This is a genomic window from Actinokineospora sp. NPDC004072 (assembly GCF_053604195.1).
In genome coordinates this window covers 39,526-60,226 of the sequence record NZ_JBSGHB010000012.1, presented here as the reverse complement: position 1 = coordinate 60,226, position 20,701 = coordinate 39,526, and the positions used below count along the sequence as shown (strand labels likewise).

The 20,701-nt window shown below is 74.4% G+C and carries 22 protein-coding genes; 11 read left to right on the top strand and 11 right to left on the bottom strand.

Going from position 1 to position 20,701, the window contains the following annotated elements; all coding sequences use genetic code 11:
* The first annotated feature begins 207 nt into the window (after positions 1-207).
* From ACWEPX_RS19785 to ACWEPX_RS19770, 4 genes are read left to right on the top strand one after another with little or no spacing between them, the layout of a single operon-like run.
* Complete coding sequence (locus ACWEPX_RS19785; protein ID WP_451898654.1) at positions 208-504, top strand: hypothetical protein; 297 nt, start codon at positions 208-210, stop codon at positions 502-504.
* Positions 497-1,105: a DUF6879 family protein gene (locus ACWEPX_RS19780; RefSeq protein WP_451898653.1), complete on the top strand. Its 609-nt coding sequence runs from the start codon at positions 497-499 to the stop codon at positions 1,103-1,105. Before ACWEPX_RS19785 ends, ACWEPX_RS19780 begins: the two co-directional genes overlap by 8 nt.
* Positions 1,105-3,495, top strand: coding sequence for an ATP-binding protein (locus ACWEPX_RS19775; RefSeq protein ID WP_451898652.1), 2,391 nt, complete (start codon positions 1,105-1,107; stop codon positions 3,493-3,495). The genes ACWEPX_RS19780 and ACWEPX_RS19775 overlap by 1 nt, the downstream gene beginning before the upstream one ends.
* Entirely contained in the window at positions 3,492-4,370 is an 879-nt protein-coding gene (locus ACWEPX_RS19770; protein WP_451898651.1) for a GNAT family N-acetyltransferase, read from the top strand. The genes ACWEPX_RS19775 and ACWEPX_RS19770 overlap by 4 nt, the downstream gene beginning before the upstream one ends.
* On the opposite strand, the gene ACWEPX_RS19765 is transcribed toward ACWEPX_RS19770, so the two are convergent.
* Complete coding sequence (locus tag ACWEPX_RS19765; RefSeq protein ID WP_451898650.1) at positions 4,362-5,426, bottom strand: FAD-dependent monooxygenase; 1,065 nt, start codon at positions 5,424-5,426, stop codon at positions 4,362-4,364. The genes ACWEPX_RS19770 and ACWEPX_RS19765 overlap by 9 nt on opposite strands.
* 43 nt (positions 5,427-5,469) lie before the next feature.
* Here ACWEPX_RS19765 and ACWEPX_RS19760 point away from each other — a divergent pair, with 43 nt between their 5' ends.
* The 3 genes from ACWEPX_RS19760 to ACWEPX_RS19750 all read left to right on the top strand — a co-directional run bounded on the left by ACWEPX_RS19760 (position 5,470) and on the right by ACWEPX_RS19750 (position 8,854).
* Positions 5,470-6,042: a TetR/AcrR family transcriptional regulator gene (locus ACWEPX_RS19760; RefSeq protein ID WP_451898649.1), complete on the top strand. Its 573-nt coding sequence runs from the start codon at positions 5,470-5,472 to the stop codon at positions 6,040-6,042.
* Positions 6,043-6,197: 155 nt separating this feature from the next.
* Entirely contained in the window at positions 6,198-6,404 is a 207-nt protein-coding gene (locus ACWEPX_RS19755) for a cold-shock protein (RefSeq protein WP_451898648.1), read from the top strand.
* 98 nt (positions 6,405-6,502) lie between these two features.
* The gene (locus ACWEPX_RS19750; RefSeq protein WP_451898647.1) at positions 6,503-8,854 is read left to right on the top strand and encodes a Tex family protein; all 2,352 of its coding nucleotides are present in this window, start codon (positions 6,503-6,505) and stop codon (positions 8,852-8,854) included.
* Between the two features lie 30 nt (positions 8,855-8,884).
* On the opposite strand, the gene ACWEPX_RS19745 is transcribed toward ACWEPX_RS19750, so the two are convergent.
* The 10 genes from ACWEPX_RS19745 to ACWEPX_RS19700 all read right to left on the bottom strand — a co-directional run bounded on the left by ACWEPX_RS19745 (position 8,885) and on the right by ACWEPX_RS19700 (position 15,784).
* Entirely contained in the window at positions 8,885-9,232 is a 348-nt protein-coding gene (locus ACWEPX_RS19745; protein ID WP_451898646.1) for an STAS domain-containing protein, read from the bottom strand.
* 86 nt (positions 9,233-9,318) lie between these two features.
* Positions 9,319-9,774, bottom strand: a complete 456-nt coding sequence (locus tag ACWEPX_RS19740; protein ID WP_451898645.1) for a helix-turn-helix domain-containing protein — start codon at positions 9,772-9,774, stop codon at positions 9,319-9,321.
* A gap of 340 nt (positions 9,775-10,114) precedes the next feature.
* Positions 10,115-10,375: a DUF202 domain-containing protein gene (locus tag ACWEPX_RS19735; protein WP_451898644.1), complete on the bottom strand. Its 261-nt coding sequence runs from the start codon at positions 10,373-10,375 to the stop codon at positions 10,115-10,117.
* Positions 10,372-10,704, bottom strand: coding sequence for a YidH family protein (locus tag ACWEPX_RS19730; RefSeq protein WP_451898643.1), 333 nt, complete (start codon positions 10,702-10,704; stop codon positions 10,372-10,374). The genes ACWEPX_RS19735 and ACWEPX_RS19730 overlap by 4 nt, the downstream gene beginning before the upstream one ends.
* A gap of 141 nt (positions 10,705-10,845) precedes the next feature.
* Positions 10,846-11,751 carry a 1-phosphofructokinase family hexose kinase gene (locus ACWEPX_RS19725; protein WP_451898642.1) on the bottom strand — a complete coding sequence of 302 codons (906 nt, stop codon included), beginning with the start codon at positions 11,749-11,751 and terminating at the stop codon, positions 10,846-10,848.
* Entirely contained in the window at positions 11,748-12,584 is an 837-nt protein-coding gene (locus ACWEPX_RS19720) for a class II fructose-bisphosphate aldolase (protein ID WP_451898641.1), read from the bottom strand. Before ACWEPX_RS19720 ends, ACWEPX_RS19725 begins: the two co-directional genes overlap by 4 nt.
* Positions 12,584-13,465 (bottom strand): SIS domain-containing protein, encoded by an 882-nt coding sequence (locus ACWEPX_RS19715; RefSeq protein ID WP_451898640.1) that lies wholly within the window; start codon positions 13,463-13,465, stop codon positions 12,584-12,586. Before ACWEPX_RS19715 ends, ACWEPX_RS19720 begins: the two co-directional genes overlap by 1 nt.
* A gap of 97 nt (positions 13,466-13,562) precedes the next feature.
* Positions 13,563-14,018, bottom strand: a complete 456-nt coding sequence (locus tag ACWEPX_RS19710; RefSeq protein WP_451898639.1) for a rhodanese-like domain-containing protein — start codon at positions 14,016-14,018, stop codon at positions 13,563-13,565.
* A 75-nt stretch (positions 14,019-14,093) separates the two neighbouring features.
* On the bottom strand, positions 14,094-14,549 hold the full coding sequence (locus tag ACWEPX_RS19705; protein ID WP_451898638.1) for a winged helix-turn-helix domain-containing protein: 456 nt from the start codon (positions 14,547-14,549) through the stop codon (positions 14,094-14,096).
* 179 nt (positions 14,550-14,728) lie between these two features.
* Complete coding sequence (locus ACWEPX_RS19700) at positions 14,729-15,784, bottom strand: hypothetical protein (protein ID WP_451898637.1); 1,056 nt, start codon at positions 15,782-15,784, stop codon at positions 14,729-14,731.
* Between the two features lie 184 nt (positions 15,785-15,968).
* Here ACWEPX_RS19700 and ACWEPX_RS19695 point away from each other — a divergent pair, with 184 nt between their 5' ends.
* From ACWEPX_RS19695 to eda, 4 genes are all read left to right on the top strand, one after another.
* Positions 15,969-16,733, top strand: coding sequence for a bestrophin-like domain (locus ACWEPX_RS19695; protein ID WP_451898636.1), 765 nt, complete (start codon positions 15,969-15,971; stop codon positions 16,731-16,733).
* On the top strand, positions 16,730-18,037 hold the full coding sequence (locus tag ACWEPX_RS19690) for a DUF6923 family protein (protein WP_451898635.1): 1,308 nt from the start codon (positions 16,730-16,732) through the stop codon (positions 18,035-18,037). The genes ACWEPX_RS19695 and ACWEPX_RS19690 overlap by 4 nt, the downstream gene beginning before the upstream one ends.
* Before the next feature lie 208 nt (positions 18,038-18,245).
* Entirely contained in the window at positions 18,246-20,105 is a 1,860-nt protein-coding gene (edd, locus tag ACWEPX_RS19685; RefSeq protein WP_451898634.1) for a phosphogluconate dehydratase, read from the top strand.
* Positions 20,102-20,701, top strand: a complete 600-nt coding sequence (gene eda, locus ACWEPX_RS19680) for a bifunctional 4-hydroxy-2-oxoglutarate aldolase/2-dehydro-3-deoxy-phosphogluconate aldolase (RefSeq protein ID WP_451898633.1) — start codon at positions 20,102-20,104, stop codon at positions 20,699-20,701. Before edd ends, eda begins: the two co-directional genes overlap by 4 nt.

The following is a 20,701-nucleotide window of genomic DNA, read 5'->3' as shown; positions in this document are numbered from 1 at the left end:
CTCCGCGATTACCTGGCAAATGGACGTCGAGATGTCCCCCGAAAGGGTCACCGCGTTGACCACGAGCGCAACTTTCGTGACCGAAGCTCAGCTAGGCGGGTTTCCCACTGCTGTCCGTCAATCCATCGAGCGACCGCAAACCTTCTGGCCGGACCTGCGGAAATGGTAACCTGACCCTCTTGCCTGCACTACATTCAGGAGCTTCGCATGGCTTCCAGGATTTGGCGTCCGGACCCGAAAGCGGAATTCTCCCGGCGATTGGGCATCGCCCCCACCGCACCCGGCAGCGGGCGCGAGTCCGGGGAGACCGGCAGCGGCGGCGAAGGCGGCTGCCCCGACATCTGGGAATTGGACAACGGCGACGTCGCCGTGATCGGGCGGGACTTCACGGAGGTCTACGCAGGCCGCCTACCCGATGGCGCGAACGTCGCCTCGGACGAGCGGATCGTGGTGATCCCCCGCGGGATGGCCAGGGCGGCGAAGGCGGATCTGCCCGATGCGTGAGCTGCTGGGGGCGGGAGGCGGCCAGCGCCTGCTCGGCGCGGCGTACTGGTCGCGGTTCGAGGCCGACTTCTGGCGGATCGGCGCGTCCGGGTTCTGGAAGCTGGAGCGGTTGCAGACCTTCCGCGAACCCGGTGACCCCAGCTGGCGCGCCTTCGCCGACGGGCGGTGGGACCACGCGCTCGCGCTGCTGGAGCAGCGCAGGGCGGAGTTGGCCGAGCACTACGCGAAGATGGCCGCGAAGGGGTTCCAGACCTGGCGCATCCGGGTGGTCGAGCACCCGCTGACGGATTACCTGCTGTGGGAGATGCACCTGCTGCGGCTGCGCGACGAACTCGGCGGCCACACCCGGGTGCTCGACGCGCGCGAGGTCGCCGACCACGAGCGGCACAGCATCCTGCCGGAAGTGATCGTCCTCGGCGACCACGTCGTCTACGAACTGCTCTACGACGAGACCGGTCTGCAGGAGGGCGGAATCCGCCACACCGGATCGGCGGTGGCCGCCCGGTGCCGGGAATTCATCCGGGCGCTGTACGGGAAAGGGGAAGAGATCAGCCGGTTCTTCGCGCGCGAGATCGCGGCCGCCGCGCCCGGGACCGCGTGATGGCCGAGCCTGCCGGGAGATCCGCGGGCGGGGAGAACACCACCGACATCTCCGGCTCCGCCCACGAGGTGGTGCAGGCGGGCAGCATCCACGGCGGCGTCCACTTCCACGGCGACCGCGGGCCCGATCGGGTGGTCCCCCGGCAGCTACCGGGCACCGGCGGCGGGTTCGTCAACCGCGGGGTCGAGCTGCGGGTGCTCGACGCCGTGCTCGACCGGGAGGCGGGGGCGTCGACCACGACGGGCATCTACCTGATCACCGGCACCGCCGGGGTCGGCAAGACCTCGCTCGCCCTGCACTGGGCCCACGGCGTGCGCGACCGCTTCCCGGACGGCCAGCTGTACCTGAACCTGCGCGGCTACGACCCCGGCGCCCCGGTCACCGCCGCGCAGGCGCTCGACCACTTCCTGCGCGCCCTGGGCGTCCCCGGCCCCTCGATCCCGGTCGAGGTGGACGACCGCGCGGCCGTGTTCCGCTCGCTGCTGGCCGACCGGCGCGTGCTCCTGGTGCTGGACAACGCGGCGACGGTCAACCAGGTCCGCCCGCTGCTGCCGGGGAACCGGGACTGCCTCGTGCTCGTCACCAGCCGCCACCGCTTCTCCGGCCTCGTCGCCCGGGACGGGGCGCACCGGCTCGTGCTCGACGTCTTCTCCGAGCACGACGCCGTCAAGCTGCTGCGCGCCGTCACCGCGGGCTACCGCGCGCCCGACGGCGACGACGAGCTGGCCGAGCTGGCGCGGCTGTGCGCCCGCCTGCCGCTCGCGCTGCGGATCGCCGCGGAGCGGGCGTCGAGCAGGCCGCTGATGCCGCTGGACGAGCTGATCGCGGACCTGCGCGACGAGTCGGCGCTGTGGGACGCGCTGACCGCCGAGCAGGACGCCGAGTCCGACGCCGTGCGCACGGTCTTCGCCTGGTCTTACCGGGCGCTGCCGGACTCGGCTGCCCGCCTCTTCCGGCTGCTGGGCCTGCACCCGGGTCCGGAGTTCGGGGTGGCAGCCGCCGCGGCCATCGGGCGGACCGGGGTGGGCGCGGCCCGGCAGACGCTGGACGCGCTCGTCGGCGCCCACGTCGTCGAGCAGCCCGCCCCCGGCCGCTTCCAGTTCCACGACCTGCTGCGGATCTACGCCGCCCAGCAGGCCATCCAGCACGAGGACGACGCGGCGCGCGACGCGGCCCTGGTGCGGGTGTTCGACTACTACCACCACAGCCTCGACCGGGCCGTCGCCCTGCTGGCCCCGCTGGACCGCAGGCCGCCGATCGGCGAGCCGGACGCGGGCATCCCCGTCGAGTCCTTCCGGGACCGGGCCGCCGCGGCGGCGTGGTTCGACCACGAGGCGGCGAACCTGGTCGCGGTGGTGCGCGCCGCCGCCACCACCGGCCACCACGACGTCGCCTGGCGCGTCCCCGCCCTGCTGCGCAGCCGCTACGTCAGCCGCAACCCGTTCGAGGACTGGGTGGCCACCGCCGAGATCGGTCTGGCCGCGGCCACCGCCGCGGGCGACGAGCGCGGCCAGGCCGAGATGCACGACAGCCTCGGCAAGGCCCACCTGCAGTCCAACCGGCTGGACGAGGCGGCCCTCCACCACGCCGCGGCGCTGCGGCTGCGCCGCCGCACCGGCGACCGGTACGGCGAGGGGATCGCGGTCAACGCCCTGGGCCTGGTCGACTGGCGGCGGCGCCTGCTCCCCTCGGCCGAGCGCCGCTTCCGCGACGGGCTCGACATCTTCGCCGAGCTGGGCGACCGCAGGTGGACCGCCCTCGTGCAGACCAACCTGGGCATGACCCGCTTCGACCGCGTCGACCTCGACGGCGCGCGGGCCGACCTGACCGCGGCGGTGGCCACCTGCCGGGAGGTCGGCGACCGGGCGTACGAGGGGAACGCGCTGTTCTACCTGGCGATGGCGCAGCGCGAGCTCGGCGAGGTCGACGCGGCCCTGGCCACCATCACCGCGGCCCTGCGCATCGCCGAGGCCGACGGCCACCCGGCCTGGGGCGCGTTCTGGCTCCTCGAACTCGCCCGGGTGCAGCGCGCGCTCGGCCAGCCCGCGGCGGCCCTGGAGTCCTGCCAGCGCTCGGCCGTCGTGCAGCGGCAGATCGGCGACCGCAACCGGGAGGCCGCGGCCCACGACGGCGCCGGGGCGGCGTACCAGGACCTGGACCGCCCGGAGGACGCCGTGCGCTTCCACCGCCTCGCGGCCGCGGGCCACCGCCACGAGCGCGACCTGTGGTCTGCCGCCTGCGCGCTGGTCAACCTCGCAGTCGCCCTGGCCGCGACCGGCGAGCGGGCCGAGGCCGAGGCCCGCGCCGCCGAGGCCGGCGCGATCCTGTCCGGCTTCACCGACCCGCGGTCCGCGGCCGCGCTCGACCGCATCGCCGGGCTGCGCCGGTGACGGAGCTGGTGCGGGCGCACAACCGGCGGATGCAGGCCATCGATCCCGCGATCGCCCCCGCCGCCGCGCCCGCCGGAGCCGCGCTGACCACCACCCGGACCGCGGCGGCCTGGGTCCGCAGCCACCGCTACCCCCAGGACTCCCCCGAGGCGCTGTGGGGTGCTCTGTGCAGGCACACGATCCACCTGCTGGTGTCCGCCCCGGCCCCGGCCGACGAGGTGGACACCCTGCTGCAGGAGGCGCTGGCCCACCTGCGCTCCCACCCCGACCACGGCCGGGACTGCGCGGTGGCCCTCACCTGGCCGAGCATGGACACCGCCCTCCCCGGCCCGCTGCTGCGCCGCGGCTTCGCCCCGATCACCGCCCTGGCGATGCGCCGCATCGACGACCCGGAACCCGGGCCCGCGGCCCGGCCCGCGACCATCCGCCGCGCCGAGCCCGCCGACCTCCCCTGGCTGGTCGGCCACGCCGAGCGGTTGCACCGGCTGGAGACCGACCTCGGCGCGCTGCCCCACCGGCCGAACCCGCGCGGGCGGCTGCACGCCGAGCTGGCCGCCGCCCTCGGGCGGGACCTGCTGCTGGTCGCGGCGGATCGCACCGGCTTCATCCACGGGCAGCGGCCGCAGGGCGCCTGGGTGGAGCGGCAGGTGGCGGTGGGTCCTGCGGGATACCTCTCCCGGCTCTACGTCGACGCGCCCGCGCGCCGCCGGTCCACAGGTCGCAGCCTCGTCGCCGCGGCGCACGGCGCGCTCCGGGCACATGGCGCACAGGCCGTCCTGCTGCACCACAGCATCCACAACCCGATCGCGGCCCCGATGTGGGCGAGGTTCGGCTACCGGCCCGTCTACACCACTTGGCGGCGGCGCCTACGGTGACGGCGGCTGCCATCCCGCGATGCTCTGCAACTGCTTGCGCATCACCCACTCCGGTGTCGCGCGCACGACCGCGTTGCGCAGCCGTTCGCCGCGGCGCGTGTGGACCATGCCCGCGACCCGGAGGGAGCGGCGGGCGATGGATTGGGCGCGGGGGCGGCGTTCGGCGTCGTAGCGGCGCAGGCCGTCGGGGGTTCCTGCGTGGGCGGCGAGGGTCACGGCGTCTTCCAGCGCTTGGCACGCGCCCTGGCCGAGGTTGGGGGTCATGGCGTGGGCGGCGTCGCCGACGAGGGCTACCGGGCCGCGGGTGAAGGTGGGCAGTGGGGGTTGGTAGTGGACGTCGTGGCGGAGGATGGCGGTGGGGTCGGCTGCGGCGAGGATGGCGGGGATCGGGTCGGGCCAGGTGGCGAAGGTGGTGCGGAGGTCGATGGTGGCGTCGCGGCCTGCGGCGTAGCAGTAGATGCTGTCGGCGCCCATCGGGAACACGCCGAAGCACAGGCCGTCGCCCCAGGTCTCGCTGCCGTCGAACGGCGGGATGCCGCCGCGGGGGACCACCACGCGCCACGCGGTGTAGCCGGAGTGGCGCGGGGCGGGGGCGTCCGGCCAGAAGGCGGCGCGCACGGTGCTGCGGATGCCGTCCGCGCCGACCAGCAGGTCCACCGACCGGCCCGCGACGACCGGGCGGCCCTCCTCGACGCGAAGCTCGGTCACCCGCTCCCCCGCCACCAGGCACTCCGCGGGCACCGCGGCGCGCAGGATGGCCAGCAGGTCGGCGCGGTGGAGCATCACCAGGTCGTGCTCGCCGCCCCTGGCCAGCCAGCGGCCCCGGCGGTCGCGGAAGCCGCTGCGGCCCGGGTGGGCGCCCGCCGCCCGGACCTGCTCGGCCAGGCCGAGCGCGCCGAGGGCGGCCAGCGCGTTGCCCCACATCGAGATGCCCGCCCCGACCTCGGTGAACTCCGGGGACTGCTCGTGGACGCGCACGTCCCACCCGCGCCAGACCAGGGCCGCGGCGGTGGCCAGCCCGCCGATCCCGCCGCCGACGATCGCCGCCGTTCGCATGGCGTCCTCCTCTACATCTGTAGAGCACTCTACTCTTGTAGAGGTGAGCCGACGGGAGCAGGTGACCGACGCCGCGATCACCGTGCTCGCCAGGGAGGGCCTGCGCGGGCTGACCCACCGCGCGGTGGACCGGGTGGCCGGTTTGCCCGAAGGGTCGTCCTCGTACTACTTCCGCACCCGGCACGCGCTCCTCGTCGGCACGGTGACGCGCATGGCGGAGCTGGACACGATCGACTTGATCCCGGTCGACCCGCAGCCCACCGACCTCGACGGCCTCGCCGCCGCTGTCGCCGACTTGGTCGAGCAGGCCACGACGACCCACCGGGACCGGATGGTCGCCCGCTACGAGCTGTCCATCGAGGCCACCCGCAGGCCGGAGCTGCGCGCCGCGCTCACCGCCGTCGGCGAGCGGTACCGGCAGGTGGCCGCCGCCGTCCTCGCCGCGGCGGGGGCCGCCGACGCCGAGCGCAAGGGCCGCGCCTTCATCGCCTTCCTCGACGGGTTGATCTACGACCGGATCGCGGGCGCGGGCGCCCGGGCGCTGTCCACCGCGGAGATCCGGCGCTCGGTGGCCGAGGTGCTGGGCGCCGCGCTCGGCCACCCGACCGGGTCATGAACCCGCGTTCGATCCTCGCCATGCCCCCGGCGCTGTGGTTGACTGGCCGTGGTCGCTCGCTTCGCCGCCGTGTTCGCCCGGCTTCGAAACCCGCGTCCGCCGACACATGTACGGCCGTCCACGGGCGGCCACAGCAGGACAGCTAGGAGACAGGCATGGCCCAGGGCACCGTGAAGTGGTTCAACTCGGAGAAGGGCTACGGATTCATCCAGCCGGAAGATGGCAGCTCCGATGTCTTCGTGCACTACTCGGAGATCCAGTCGAGCGGCTTCCGCACCCTCGAGGAGAACCAGAAGGTGCGCTACGAGATCGGCCAGGGCAGCAAGGGCCCCCAGGCGACCGGCGTGACCGTGATCAGCTGACAACCGTTCCACGAGATACTTCCGATCGGGCTCCACGTGCCGTGTGGGGCCCGATCGCTCGTTCCCAGACCCTTCGCCGCCGAAAGACGCAAACCGACATGACAGTGCAGAGCATCACCGGACGCATCGCCGAGCAGCTCGGGGTGCGGGAGGGTCAGGTCGTCGCCGCGGTCGACCTGCTCGACGGCGGCGCGACGGTCCCCTTCATCGCCCGGTACCGCAAGGAGGCCACCGGGGCGCTCGACGACGAGCAGCTGCGCACGCTGGAGGAGCGGCTGCGGTACCTGCGCGAGCTGGAGGAGCGGCGCACGGCGATCCTGGAGTCCATCCGGGAGCAGGGCAAGCTGGACGACGCGCTCACCGCGCAGATCATGGCCGCCGACTCCAAGGCGCGGCTGGAGGACATCTACCTGCCCTACAAGCCCAAGCGGCGCACCAAGGCGCAGATCGCCCGGGAGAACGGGCTTGAGCCGCTGGCCGACGCGCTGCTGGGCGACCCGGCGCTGGACCCGAAGGAGACCGCGGCGGCCTACGTCGGGGAGAGCGTCGCCGACGCCGCCGCCGCGCTGGAGGGCGCGCGGGCCATCCTGGTCGAGCGCTTCGGCGAGGACGCCGACCTGATCGGCGAGCTGCGCGAGCGGATGTGGACCCGCGGCGCGATGGTGTCGAAGGTCCGCGAGGGCAAGGAAGCCGACGGGGCCAAGTTCGCCGACTACTTCGACTTCAGCGAGCCGCTGTCCAAGCTGCCGTCGCACCGCGTGCTGGCGCTCTACCGCGGGGAGAAGGAGGAGGTGCTCGACCTCACCATCGACCCCGACCCCGGCGCCGACCCGCTGGCCCGCAGCGACTACGAGACGCGCATCGCCGCCCGCTTCGGCGTGGCCGACCGGGACCGCCCCGCCGACAAGTGGCTGCTCGACACCGTGCGCTGGGCCTGGCGCACGCGCATCCTCGTGCACCTGGGCATCGACCTGCGCGGGCGGCTGCGGCAGGAGGCCGAGGACGAGGCCGTGCGGGTGTTCGCGGCGAACCTGCGCGACCTGCTGCTGGCCGCCCCCGCTGGCACCCGCGCGACGCTGGGGCTGGACCCGGGCTTCCGCACCGGGGTCAAGGTGGCCGTGGTGGACGCGACCGGCAAGGTGGTCGACACCGCCACCATCTACCCGCACGTTCCCCAGCAGCGCTGGGACGAGTCGCTCGCGGTGCTGGCCAAGCTGTGCGCCAAGCACCGCGTCGAGCTGGTGGCCATCGGCAACGGCACCGCGTCGCGGGAGACCGACAAGCTGGCGGGCGACCTGCTCAAGCGCTTCCCGGAGCTGCGGCTGACCAAGGTGATGGTGTCGGAGGCGGGCGCGTCGGTGTACTCGGCCTCGGCCTACGCCTCCCAGGAGCTGCCCGGCCTGGACGTCTCGCTGCGCGGCGCGGTGTCGATCGCGCGGCGGCTGCAGGACCCGCTGGCCGAGCTGGTGAAGATCGACCCGAAGTCCATCGGCGTCGGCCAGTACCAGCACGACATCTCCGAGGTGAAGCTGTCGCGCTCGCTGGACGCGGTGGTCGAGGACTGCGTCAACGGCGTGGGCGTGGACGTCAACACCGCGTCGGTGCCGCTGCTGACCCGGGTCTCGGGCATCGGGGCGTCGCTGGCGGAGAACATCGTGGCCCACCGCGACTCGAACGGGCCGTTCCGCTCGCGCGCGGGGCTCAAGGAGGTGCCGCGGCTGGGCGCGAAGGCGTTCGAGCTGTGCGCGGGCTTCCTGCGCATCCGCGACGGCGACGACCCGCTGGACGCCTCCAGCGTGCACCCGGAGTCCTACCCGGTCGTGCGGCGCATCCTGGCCGCGACCGGCGGCGAGCTGACCGGGCTCATCGGCAACACCGCCGCGCTGCGGGCGCTCAAGCCGTCGTCGTTCGTGGACGAGACCTTCGGCCTGCCCACGGTGACCGACATCCTGGCCGAGCTGGAGAAGCCGGGCCGCGACCCGCGCCCGGCGTTCACCACGGCGACCTTCGCCGAAGGCGTGGAGACCCTGGCCGACCTGCGGCCCGGGATGACCCTGGAGGGCGTGGTCACCAACGTCGCCGCGTTCGGGGCCTTTGTGGACATCGGGGTGCACCAGGACGGGCTGGTGCACGTCTCGGCGCTGTCGAAGACCTTCGTCAAGGACCCGCGCGACGTGGTGAAGTCCGGCGACGTGGTGAAGGTGAAGGTGCTGGACGTCGACATCCCGCGCAAGCGCATCTCGCTGACCCTGCGCCTGGACGACGAGGTGCAGCCCGGCGCGGGCCGCGGCGAGCGCGGCCAGGGCGGGCGCGGCCAGAACCCGGGCCGCGGGCAGGGCCAGCGCGGCGGCGGGCGCCAGGGCGGGCAGCGGGGCGGCAAGGCCGAGCGCCGCGACGCCCCCGGCGGCTCGTTGGCCGACGCCCTGCGCCGGGCCGGGTACAAGGGCTGAGGGCGCGACTGGCCCGCGCTCCGGCGCGGGCTAGTCGTCCACCAGTTCCAGGTCGGCGAAGGTGCCGACGGTGAGGGCGGTGTTCATGCCCGTCACCTCCAGCACGCGGGCCACCGCGGGGGAGATGTCGGTCAGCAGCAGCCAGCCGCCCATGCGGTGCAGGCGGGCCTGCGTGGCGAGCAGCGCGTTCACCCCTGCGCAGCCCATGAACTCGGTGTCGGACAGGTCCACGACCAGGCCCGGTTCGGCCACCCGGCGATCGGCGACCGCGCCGAGCAGGAAGCGCTCCAGGACCCCGGCCGCCACGAGGTCGATCTCCCCGCCCACGGCCACCTGCACGACGCCGTACGCGGGTGAGTCGTCCAAGCGCAGTTCCACGGCAACCACCCCCCGGCGTTCGGGTTGGGCTTCCGACGCTACCCCGCATCCCCGGGACGCCACGACCCACGATCGAGTGAGAAACCCTAGTCGGATTCCGAGCGCAACATGCGGATCAGCTCCACGACCGGCAGTCCGCACAGCGACGCCAGCGATTCCAGTGCCGGGTAGTCCAGCTCGCGCACCGCGGTGGCGTGCCTGCTCACCTCGGCGGCGGCCCAGCGGCGGGCGGGCACCAGCTCCGGGCGCTCGTCGGCGGCCAGCTTGTGCAGGTCGACGCGCAGGGCGGCGGGGAACTCCTCGTTGAGGATGCGCCGGTGGACCCGTTCCAACAGGTCGTGCGGCGAGGCGTCGAGCGCGCCGCACAGCTCGACGAAGCGCACGACCGTGCAGGAGCGGGTGCCGGTCTCGTAGGAGGCCAGGGCCTGCGCCGACAGCTCCCCGGGCAGGCGCTGGACGAGCTGCGCCCGGGTCCACTTGCGCCGGAGCCGCAGCCTGCGCAACTCCCGCCCGAGCGCACGCTGGTACGCCGCACCGTCCATGTCCCCTGCCCGGCCTGCTCAGCGACGCCGTCCCCGACAGCAGTCTGACCTGCACCTTTCCGACTGTGGGCCACGCTACGGCGTTTGCCGCCCGGCTGAACCGCCAGCGCCGAACTCTCGCTCTATCGAGTGAGGTGCGAGCACGGTCCGTGGGAACCTCGACGGCCGTTCGATTACCGGCCGGTAGCGCTGGACGCACGGCCCGCAGCGGCAGATACTGCCTGGGCACCGTGCCTTCGCCCCCCGCAATCGAGGCCCGCCGCAACCCTCCTCGGCGGGGCGGGGTCAGCGACCGCCGTGCGCGCCCCGGGCCGGTCCGTGCCGTACCGGTTCCGGGGCGCTACCCCGCCAGCAGGACGGCGATGGCCGCCAGCGGGGGCACCAGCGCCAGCGCGAGCATGCCCCGATTGTCCATTTCGGACCCGTAGTCGCGGCGCGCGCCGATGACCGCGAAGGCGGCCGCGGCCAGGAGCACCAGCCCGGCCAGGCCGAAGCCGAGGACGCCGCGGGCGTTGTGCAGCAGCAAGGCCCCCACCCCGGCGCACGCCAACCCCGTCCGCCCCCACGCCAGCCGCGTCCGCTCGGCCTGCAACCCGTTCACGACGCGATCACCAGGACCAGCACCACCGCCGCGACCAGCGCGACCCCGTACCCGACGAGGGTCAACTCCGGCGCCGACGGCAGCGGCCGCCCCGCCCGGATGGCCGCCTGCGCCCGCCGCCACCGCCGATGGCTCAACCCCGCCAGCACCGCCCCGAACACCACCAGCACAACCCCGATCGACGTCCGCACCCACGGCGGCCCGAGCCCCGGCAGGTACTCCGCCACCGCGACCCCAGCCGCGACCAGCGCCAACGACGTCCGCACCCACGCGAGGAACGTCCGCTCGTTGGCCAACGTAAACCGATAATCCGGCTCGCTGCCCTCCACCCCGGCGATCGTAAGCCCACCTCCACCCCACGACCCGCCCAGAACTGAGCAACCACCACTTTCTGCGCCAGAACCTCAGCGGATTACCGCCGGAGCGGCCAGCCACCAACAGAGGCGACCAGCGTCGACGCGGCTAGCTCGTCAGAGTTGGGTCACCTCGACCTTGACCGTGGCCAGGACGTCCTCGTCCACCTCGCCCGCCACGGGGGCGGCCACGGCGGCGGCGGACCAGGCGACGGCGGTTTCCAGGCGGGTGGGCCAGGGGATGCCGCGGGCGAGGCCGTCGGCCAGGGCGGCTACGGCGGCGTCGCCTGCGCCGGTCGGGTTGCCGTCGATGCGCGGGGGGACGGCGCGCCAGGTGGCGTCGGGGGTGACGGCCAGGGAGCCGGCGGCGCCCAGGGAGACGACGACCGCGCCTGCGCCCAACGCCAGGAGTTCGCGGGCGCCCGCGAGCGGGTCGTCGGTGCCGACGGCCGAGCGGAGTTCCTCGGCGTTCGGCTTGAGGATGTCGGCGCCCGCGGCGGCGGCCGCGCGCAGGGCGGGGCCGCCGACGTCGACGACGGCGGGGACCTCGAAGTCCTTGGCCAGGCGGACGAACTGGGCGTAGGTGTCCTCGGGGGCGTCGGGCGGCAGGCTGCCCGAGCAGACCAGGGCGGAGGCGCGGCGCAGGTGCTTGGCGATCAGGTCGCGCAGGCGGGCCCAGTCGGCCTCGGACATCGGGCCCCCGGGCTCGTTGAACATGGTCGCGTCCGGGGGGTCGGCCGCGACGACGGCGACGGTCATCCGGGTCGCGGCGGTGACCGGGAGCAGCTCGTGGGGCAGGCCGGACTCGATGAGGTCGGCGCGCAGGGAGTCGCCGAGGATGCCGCCGACCGGGCCGACCGCCAGCGTGGGCACGCCCATCTGGGCCAGCACCCGGCTGACGTTGAAGCCCTTGCCGCCCGCGCGCTCCAGCACCGACCGGATGCGGTGGGTCGTGCCCGGCACCACCCGGTCCACCTGGTAGCTGACGTCGAGCGCCGGGTTGGGCGTGCAGGTCAGGATCACCGCGCCATCACCTCCGCGCCCAGCACGCCGAGCAGCCGGGCGACCTCGGCGGCCACGGCGTCGCGCGCCGGGCCGAGATACCTTCGAGTGTCCACAACAGACTCACCCGATCCTAGTGCCGCGCGGACCTGCGCGGTGAACACCTTGTTCAGGTGTGTGGCGATGTTCACCTTGGTGATGCCCGCCCGCACCGCCGCCGCGAGGGCGTCGTCGGGCACCCCCGAGGAGCCGTGCAGCACCAGCGGCACCGGGACCGCCGCGCGCAGGGCGGCGATCAGGTCCAGGTCGAGCACGGCGTCGCGGGTGGTCATCGCGTGCGAGGTGCCGACCGCGACGGCGAGCGCGTCGACCCCGGTGGCCGCCACGAACTCCGCCGCCTCGGCCGGGTCGGTGCGCGCGCCGGGGGCGTGCACGCCGTCCTTGCCGCCGATCTCGCCCAGCTCCGCCTCGACGAAAACGCTTGCGGCGTGGCACTGCCGGACCACGTCGCGGGTCGCGGCGACGTTCTCGGCATACGGCAGCCGGGAGGCGTCGAACATGACCGACCCGATGCCCAGCGCGATCCCCTCCCCCACCAGGTCCGTCGACTCGATGTGGTCGAGGTGCACGGCGACCGGCACGTCGGCCGAGCGCGCGATCGCCAGGCAGGCGAGCGCGATCGGCTCCAGCGAGCCGTGGTAGCGCACGCAGTTCTGGCTGATCTGGAGCACCACCGGCGCCCCCGCCCGGGACGCGCCCTCCACCAGGGCGTAGGCGTGCTCGAGCTGGATGACGTTGAACGCGCCGACCCCGCGCCGCCCGGCCAGGATCGATGCCATCGGCGCCAGCGGCATCAGGCGCTCGCCAGGATGACCGAGCGGCTGAGGCTGCGCGGGCGGTCCGGGTCGAGGCCGCGGCGGGCGGCCATCGCCACCGCCACCCGCTGGGCCAGCACCAGGTGCGCCATCGGGTCGACGCCGCTGGTGACGAACCGCGCCCCGGTCGCCGCCACCTCGTCGGCCAGGCCGTCGGGGGCCTGCCCGAACATCCAGGTCACCCGGCCCGGCTCGGCGATGCTGATCGGCCCGTGCCGGTACTCCATCGCCGGGTACGCCTCGGTCCACGCGCCCGCGGCCTCGCGCAGCTTGAGCCCGGCCTCCATCGCCAGCCCGACGGTCCAGCCGCGGCCGAGGAAGGTGATCTGCCCGGCCGCGGCCAGCTCGTCGACCGGCTCGGCGAGCATGGCCTCGGCGTCGGCGGCGGCCCCGGTGACGTCCTCGCCGAGCGAGGCGCGCAGCAGCGCCAGCGTCGAGGTGGCGAACCGGGTCTGCACCACCGAGCGCTCGTCGGCGAAGTCCAGCACCACCGCGTGGTCGGCGACCTCGGTCACCGGCGTCCCGGCCACCCCGGTGACCACGGTGGTCGGCACGCGCCCGGCGAAACCGGCCAGCGCGGCGACGACCTCGGTCGTGGTGCCGGACCGGCTGATCGCGACGACGCGGTCGTAGTCGCGCCCCGCCGGGACCTCCGACGCGGCGAAGGCGTCGGTGCGGCCCTGGCCTGCGGCTTCGCGCAGCGCGGCGTAGGCCATCGCCATGAACCACGACGTGCCGCAGCCGACGACGGCGACGCTCTCGCCCGCGGTGACGCCCAGGCCGCCCGCCCCCAGCTCGGCGACCCGCCGCCAGCAGTCGGGCTGGCTGGCGATCTCGGCGGCCACGAAGGACTCGGTCATCCGCACTCCCCTGCTCGCTGGTGCTCACTCCTGCGCATCATGATGCAGTTTCGAGCACAAGTTGACAAGGTGCCGTCGTCCCGGCCACCCGATGTGATCAGCAGGCGCAGGCGGACCCCGACGGGGCGACCAGCAGGTCGACCGCGCCGCGGGTGACCCCGTCGGCGCGCTCCACCGGCAGGCCCTCCCGCGCCCAGTACTCGAAACCGCCGATCATCTCCTTCACGCGGTACCCGCGGCGCGCGAACTCAAGCGCGGCGCGCGTGGCCCCGTTGCAGCCCGGGCCCCAGCAGTAGGTGACGACCAGCGACGACAGCGGGATCTCGGCGGCGGCGCGGTCGGCGATCTCGGCGGTCGGCAGGTGCAGGGCGCCCGGCACGCGGCCCTGCTCCCAGCTCTGCGCGGAGCGGGAGTCGACCACGACCAAGCCGGGGACGCCCGCCTCCAGGTCGGCGTGGACGTCGCTGACGTCGGTCTCGACGGCGAGGCGGGCGGCGAAGTGCGCGGCCGCGACCTCGGGCGCGGCGGGCGGGATGCGGTGCACAGCGGTCATGCGGGCGATCCTCGTGACCGCCCGGACCCGCGGGAAGTGGCAGGAACGCCCGCTGAGGACCAGATCCCGCCAGGCTCAGACGAGGTCGACCAGGCGCGGGTCGGTGAACTGGTAGCCGACCCCGCGCACGGTCCTGATCAGCTCCTCGCCCGCGGCGAGCTTGCCGCGCAGCCTGCGCACGTGCACGTCGACGGTCCGCTCGCCGATGTAAGCGGTGTGCCAGACCTCGCGCATCAGCGCGCGGCGGCGGTGCACCTGGTGCGGCGCTGCGGCCAGGTGGTGGAGCAGGTCGAACTCCAGGCGCGTCAGGGTGATCTCCTGGCCGTGCCAGAAGGCGCGCCGCGCGGCGGCGTCCAGGCGCAGCGGCGCCGGGCGCAGCGCCACGACCCGGTCCGCCTCCGGTTCGTCGGCGACCGCGCCCAGTGCGCGCAGGGCGTGCACGAGGCCGGCCACCTGGTCGGAGTCGGCCGTGATGTGCAGGGTCAGGTTGACCCGGTTGGACGAGGGCTCGATCAGGAGCGGCGCTGCCATGTCAGTTTCCCAGTCGTGTACCGAAGGTGATGGTGGGAGCGATGCGGTGCCGGAGCTTGGTCAGCGTCGACATCGCCTTAGAGTCACCACATCGGGACGCACAGTGCCTACTCGACCACTGGATCACAGATGCGTCAACGTCATTCCGGTCACTGGGAACGAGCGCGGGACCTTCGCCCTCACTCCAACGGCTGCTCGACAGCCAGGTACGGGTGCAGTACGCCGTGCCCGCGCGGGAGGAACCACTCGTCGAAGTCCAGGCCGGGCGTGCCGAGCAGATCGATGTCGTCCTCGCCCGCCTCGTTGGACAGCTCGTAGAGCCGCTCGTGGTCGAGGTCGGCGAAGGCGTGCCGGTCGAAGGCGGCCAGGATCTCCTTCATCGGCAGCTCGTCCAGCAGGTTCGCCAGGTGCAGCTGCACGCCCGCCTCGGACTTGAGCACGTGCAGCGCCAGCGCCTCCGCGGTGCACAGCGGCGGGGTCCAGCCGGGCTGGGTGAGCCGGTGGCCCAGGATCGCGGTCACCACGAGGAACTGCTTGGCGAACAGCGGGCCGTAGTGGTCGGCGTAGCGCTGCGGGAGCTGGTTGAGCACGCTCAGCGCCTCGACCTCGCTGGCGGGGGCCTCGGCGTCGTCGAGCTCCTGCACGTCGGCGAACAGCTCGTCGGTCAGGATCTCCATGCCCTGCACGAACGCGCCCGCGACCAGCGCGGCGGCCTCGGCCGAGACCGGACAGTCGGGGTCGTCGGGGCGGTGGCCGAAGGCGGCGGCGTCGAAGGCGACCAGCGTCGCGGCCGAGCGCAGCAGCTCGGCGCGCAGCGCCTCGACCTCGTCGTCGGACAGCTCGGCGGCGTCGAGGTCGTCGTCATCGCCGTCGTCGTCGGCGGGGTTGCCCAGCGCGGCTTCGAGGTCGTCGTCGCTGGCGATGACCTCGCAGCGGCCCACCGACCAGCCCGACAGCAGCTCGGTCTGCTCCAGCATCTCGGTCAGCACGTGCCGGGCGGCGTCCTCGGCGAAGCTCAGCGCGGGGGCGTCGACCAGCCAGGTGATGACCGCGCCGCCGGGGTGCACCGCGACCCGGTGGTCCAGCGGCTCGACCTCGACGCCGTCCGGGCCCTCGATGCCCGCGAGCAGGTCGAGGCGCTCGTCGAGCAGGGCGGCCACCCCGTGCCGCTGCAGCGGGTCGAGGTCGGGCGTGCCGTCGGCGGGGATGAGGTCGGCGGTGAGCTGGTATTCCACGGGCCGCAGTCTAGGAGCGGCGCGCCGACCACCCGACGGCAGGCACGACCGCGAACAGCCGGTGATCACCTTCACTCGGTCGGGTCGGATTGCGCGTCCGGACGAGTCATTCCCGCCGCCTCGCAGCCCCATCCGGGGGTCGGTTGCACCATTGTGGCCCCGACGGATCCGTCGGAAGGCACGCATGAGCATCTACCTGTCCGGTCTGCTGTGGGTTCTCGGCGCGGCGCTGGTCGCCGGGCTGGCCGCCTACGTGGTGCGGCGCATCGGCGAGACCGACGGCATCGTGGAGAACAACGAGGCCGCCGGGCAGGTGTTCACCATCGTCGGCGGCCTGCACGCGGTGCTGCTGGCGTTCGTGCTCATCTCGCTGTTCGACTCCGTCGGCGCGGCCGAGAACAGCGCCTTCAAGGAGGCCGACGGGCTCGTCGCCGCCAACTGGGCGGCCGAGGCGCTGGGCCAGCAGACGCGCGAGCAGATGCGCGAGCTGGCCCTGTCCTACGCGACGCGGGTGGTCGACGAGGAGTGGCCGCTGATGCGCGAGGGCGCCGACGACGCGGGCGGCGCGGGCTGGGCCGACCTGCAGCGGATGCGCTCGCTGGTGACCGCGGCCCCGGTGACCGAGCAGTGGCAGAACGACCAGAAGACCGAAGCGGCGAACAAGCTCTGGGAGGTCTACGAGGCGCGCCAGGCCCGGCTGGACTCGGCGGGCAGCGGCGGGGTGAGCACGGTGCTGTGGTTCGCGCTGATCGCGGGCAGCATCATGTCGATCTCGCTGCCGCTGCTGTTCGGCGGCCCGCGGCCGCGCGTCCACATCATCATCGTCTCGGTGCTGGCGGGCACGCTCGCGCTGCTGCTGTTCGCCACCTACCAGCTGCAGAACCCCTACGGCGGGGGCGCGGCGGTGGCGCCCGAGGCGTTCGAAGCGGCGATAGCCCGGTTGCGATGAGAGCGCGCATCGCCGCCATCGGGCTCGCCGCGGCGGGCTTGGTCGGGGGCGGTGTGCTCGCGCTGGGGCCCGGCGCGGGCGAGGCCGCGCCGACCGCCTACCCGACGTGCTCGGTGCTGCGGGTGACCGCGCTCGGCGGCCCGTCCACCCTGTTCCGGGTCGACCTCGCGTCCGGGGCGATGACGCGGGTGCGGACGTTGGACCGCCGCGTCGACGCGATCGGCTACCACCGGGGCCAGGGCTTGGCCTACGGCGTCTCCGGTGGGAACGTCGTGTCGCTGACCCCCGACGGGGTGCTGACCGACCTGGGCCCGGTGCCGCAGGTGCGCGGCGCGTCCGCGGGGACCGTGATGGGCGACCTGCTCGTGGTGCGGGTCGGCTCGGTGCTGCGCAGCGTCTCCATCGACCCGCGCAGCCCGCGGTTCCTGAGCGTGGTGGCCTCGGTGCGGCTGCGGCCCGCCGCGCTGCCGCACGCCATCGACGACTTCGACGTCCGCGACGGCCTGCTCTACGGCGTGTCGGCCCGGTCGCGGTTCTTCGGGCACGTGGTGAGCATCGATCCGGCGACCGGGCGGATGCGGGAGGTCGGCACGCGCATGCTGCCGGGCGGGACGACGTACGGGTCGGCCGCGATCGGGCCGGACGGGGCGCTGTACGCCGCGGCCAACCGCACGCACTGGACCGACCACGGCCCGCAGCGCGGGCGGCTGATCCGCGTCGAGCCCCGGCGCGGGGCCAAGCCGGTGCAGATCGCGAACTGGCCGGTGGCCGACCACACCGACATGACCGGCTGCGCGCCCGCCCGGCCCATCCCGCCGACGACGACCACCACCACGGTCCCGCCGACCACTCCCCCGACGACGACCCGGCCCACGACCACCCGGCCCACCACGCCGCCGCCCACCACCCGGCCCACGGTGCCGCCGACCACGCCGCCGACCCTCCCGCCGCCGAACGTCCCGCCCCCGAACGTCCCACCGCCGACCTTCCCCCCGACCTTCCCGCCACCCACCTTCCCGCCGCCTGCGGTCACCACGTCACCGCAGGTGATCCCGGTGCTGCCGCCGCTGCTGCCGGGGGCGCCGCCGCCCGGGGTCGTCCCGCCGCCCGGGGTGCCGCCGCGCGTCCCGCCGCCAGCACCGCCGCCTGCGCCGACGATCGGCCGGTCGAGCAAGCAGGTCGAGGAGATGGCCGAGCCGGGGCTGACCGCGCGGGACAAGATGCGGCGCTGGGGCATCGCCACGCTGGTGCTGATCCTGGGCGCGGGCGCGGTGGCCGGGGCCGCGCACCGCAGGCACCGCTGACCTGCGGGCGTCGGGCGGGCATAAGCCGACCGTCAGGCTGGTCCGGCATCCTCCGTCCGGGACGGCAACCGCACGGAGGGTGAGCTGCTGAATCGATTTTGACATCGCGCGTCACTCGTGAGTACGGTCGAAATCGCCATCGCCCGGTTGATCGCCAGCGCTGTCGTCTCCCGGATCTGCCCACCGTCGCATCGCGGAGATGACGGACATGCCGAACCCACTGCACCCGGCCGTCGCCGAGGTCACCGCCCGGATCGCCGAGCGCAGCGCCGCCGGGCGCGGCGCCTACCTCGCCCGGATGGCCGCGGCCGCGTCGAGCACCCCCACCCGCGCCGGGCTCGGGTGCAGCAACCTCGCCCACGGCTTCGCCGCCTGCTCCGGCCCCGACCGCATCGCCGTGCGCGGGGTCGCCAAGCCCGGCGTCGCGATCGTCTCGGCGTACAACGACATGCTCTCGGCGCACCAGCCCTTCCACGAGTACCCGGACTGGATCAAGGCCGCGGTGCGCGAGGCGGGCGGGGTCGCCCAGTTCGCGGGCGGGGTGCCCGCGATGTGCGACGGCATCACCCAGGGCCGCGCGGGCATGGAGCTGTCGCTGTTCAGCCGCGAGGTCATCGCGATGGCCACGGCCGTCGCGCTCTCCCACGACATGTTCGACGCGACGCTGCTGCTCGGCGTCTGCGACAAGATCGTCCCCGGGCTGCTGATGGGCGCGCTCGCCTTCGGCCACCTGCCCGCGATCCTGGTGCCCGCCGGGCCGATGGCCTCCGGTCTGCCCAACGGCGAGAAGGCCAGGGTGCGCCAGGCGTACGCCGAGGGCAAGGCCACGCGCGACGACCTGCTGGCCGCCGAGTCGGCCGCCTACCACTCCCCCGGCACCTGCACCTTCTACGGGACGGCGAACTCCAACCAGCTCGTGGTCGAGGTGATGGGCCTGCACCTGCCGGGCGCCACCTTCGTGGCGCCGGGCACGCCCCTGCGCCGCGCGCTCACCGACGCCGCCGCCCGCCGGGCGGTCGAGATCTCCGCGCAGGGGCCGGAGTACACGCCGCTGTCGCAGGTGGTCGACGAGCGCTCGGTGGTCAACGGCGTGGTCGCGCTGCTGGCCACCGGCGGGTCGACCAACCACACCCTGCACCTGGTGGCGATCGCCGCCGCCGCGGGCATCCGGCTGACCTGGGACGACTTCTCCGACCTGTCCGCGGTGGTCCCGCTGATGGCCAGGGTGTACCCGAACGGGGCCGCGGACATCAACCACTTCGCCGCCGCCGGGGGCGTGCAGTTCCTCATCGGCGAGCTGGTCGACGCCGGGCTGCTGCACCGCGATGTGTCCACTGTGGCCGGTCCGGGGCTGGACCGGTACCGGCAGGAGCCGGTCCTGCTCGACGGCGAGCTGACCTGGCGGCCGGGCGCGCGGGTCTCCGGCGACCTCGACGTGCTGCGGCCGGTGGCGCAGCCGTTCTCCGCCGACGGCGGGCTGCGGATGCTCTCGGGCAACCTCGGCCGGTCGGTGATCAAGGTGTCCGCGGTCGCCCCCGAGCACCGCGTGGTGACCGCGCCCGCCCGGGTGTTCACCGACCAGCACGCCGTCGGCGCGGCGTTCCGCGCGGGCGAGCTGGACCGCGACGTGGTGATCGTGCTGCGCAGGCAGGGCCCGCGCGCCAACGGCATGCCCGAGCTGCACGCCCTCACCCCCGCGCTCAGCGCGCTCATGGCCCGCGGCCACCGCGTCGCGCTGGTGACCGACGGGCGCATGTCGGGGGCGTCGGGCAAGATCCCCGCCGCCATCCACTGCACGCCGGAGGCGGCCGCGGGCGGCCCCATCGGCCTGGTGCGCGACGGCGACCTGGTGCGCCTGGACGCCGAGGCGGGCACGCTGACGCTGCTGGTCGAGCCGGACGTGCTCGCCGCGCGCCGCCCGGACGACGCCCCCGCCGAGGACTGGACCGGCACCGGCCGCGAGCTGTTCGCCGCGCTGCGCCACGCGGTCGGCCCGGCCGACCACGGCGCCACCGTCTTCGGTCCCGACTTCGCCGACACCCGCCCCGAGCTGGAGTTCTCCGTATGAGCCTGCTGGATGTCTCCCCGGTCGTGCCGGTCGTGGTGATCGCCGACGCCGCCGACGCCGTGCCGCTGGCGCAGGCGCTGCTGCGCGGCGGCATCGGGATCATCGAGGTCACCCTGCGCACCCCCGCCGCGCTCGACGCCATCGAGCGGATCGCGGCCGAGGCGCCGCAGATCGAGGTGGGCGCGGGCACGGTCACCACGCCGGAGCTGGCCGAGCGGGCGGCCAAGGCGGGCGCCCGCTTCCTGGTCACCCCCGGCTCCACCGACCGCGTCCTGGACGCCGCCGCCGCGACCGGCCTGCCGACGCTGCCCGGCGCAGCCACCGTCTCCGAGGCGATGCGGCTGGCCGAGCGCGGCCACACCGAGCTGAAGTTCTTCCCCGCCGAGGCCGCAGGCGGCGTCGCCTACCTCAAGTCGATCGCCGGTCCGCTGCCCGACCTGCGGTTCTGCCCGACGGGCGGAATCACGGCCGCCACCGCGCCGGGGTACCTCGCCCTGCCGAACGTCGGCTGCGTCGGCGGGAGCTGGCTCACCGCGGGCGATGTGGAGGCCCTGGCGCGGGAAGCGGCCGGGCTGCGCGTCGGCCCCCGGCCGTAA

Coding starts and splice junctions, on each gene's coding strand:
- eda (WP_451898633.1), top strand. CDS start 20,102: ATGAGCCTGCTGGATGTCTCCCCGGTCGTGCCGGTCGTGGTGATCGCC.
- ACWEPX_RS19775 (WP_451898652.1), top strand. CDS start 1,105: ATGGCCGAGCCTGCCGGGAGATCCGCGGGCGGGGAGAACACCACCGAC.
- ACWEPX_RS19720 (WP_451898641.1), bottom strand. CDS start 12,584: ATGCCGCTGGCGCCGATGGCATCGATCCTGGCCGGGCGGCGCGGGGTC.
- ACWEPX_RS19750 (WP_451898647.1), top strand. CDS start 6,503: ATGACAGTGCAGAGCATCACCGGACGCATCGCCGAGCAGCTCGGGGTG.
- ACWEPX_RS19755 (WP_451898648.1), top strand. CDS start 6,198: ATGGCCCAGGGCACCGTGAAGTGGTTCAACTCGGAGAAGGGCTACGGA.
- ACWEPX_RS19715 (WP_451898640.1), bottom strand. CDS start 13,465: ATGACCGAGTCCTTCGTGGCCGCCGAGATCGCCAGCCAGCCCGACTGC.
- ACWEPX_RS19740 (WP_451898645.1), bottom strand. CDS start 9,774: ATGGACGGTGCGGCGTACCAGCGTGCGCTCGGGCGGGAGTTGCGCAGG.
- ACWEPX_RS19690 (WP_451898635.1), top strand. CDS start 16,730: ATGAGAGCGCGCATCGCCGCCATCGGGCTCGCCGCGGCGGGCTTGGTC.
- ACWEPX_RS19780 (WP_451898653.1), top strand. CDS start 497: ATGCGTGAGCTGCTGGGGGCGGGAGGCGGCCAGCGCCTGCTCGGCGCG.
- ACWEPX_RS19785 (WP_451898654.1), top strand. CDS start 208: ATGGCTTCCAGGATTTGGCGTCCGGACCCGAAAGCGGAATTCTCCCGG.
- ACWEPX_RS19695 (WP_451898636.1), top strand. CDS start 15,969: ATGAGCATCTACCTGTCCGGTCTGCTGTGGGTTCTCGGCGCGGCGCTG.
- edd (WP_451898634.1), top strand. CDS start 18,246: ATGCCGAACCCACTGCACCCGGCCGTCGCCGAGGTCACCGCCCGGATC.
- ACWEPX_RS19705 (WP_451898638.1), bottom strand. CDS start 14,549: ATGGCAGCGCCGCTCCTGATCGAGCCCTCGTCCAACCGGGTCAACCTG.
- ACWEPX_RS19765 (WP_451898650.1), bottom strand. CDS start 5,426: ATGCGAACGGCGGCGATCGTCGGCGGCGGGATCGGCGGGCTGGCCACC.
- ACWEPX_RS19710 (WP_451898639.1), bottom strand. CDS start 14,018: ATGACCGCTGTGCACCGCATCCCGCCCGCCGCGCCCGAGGTCGCGGCC.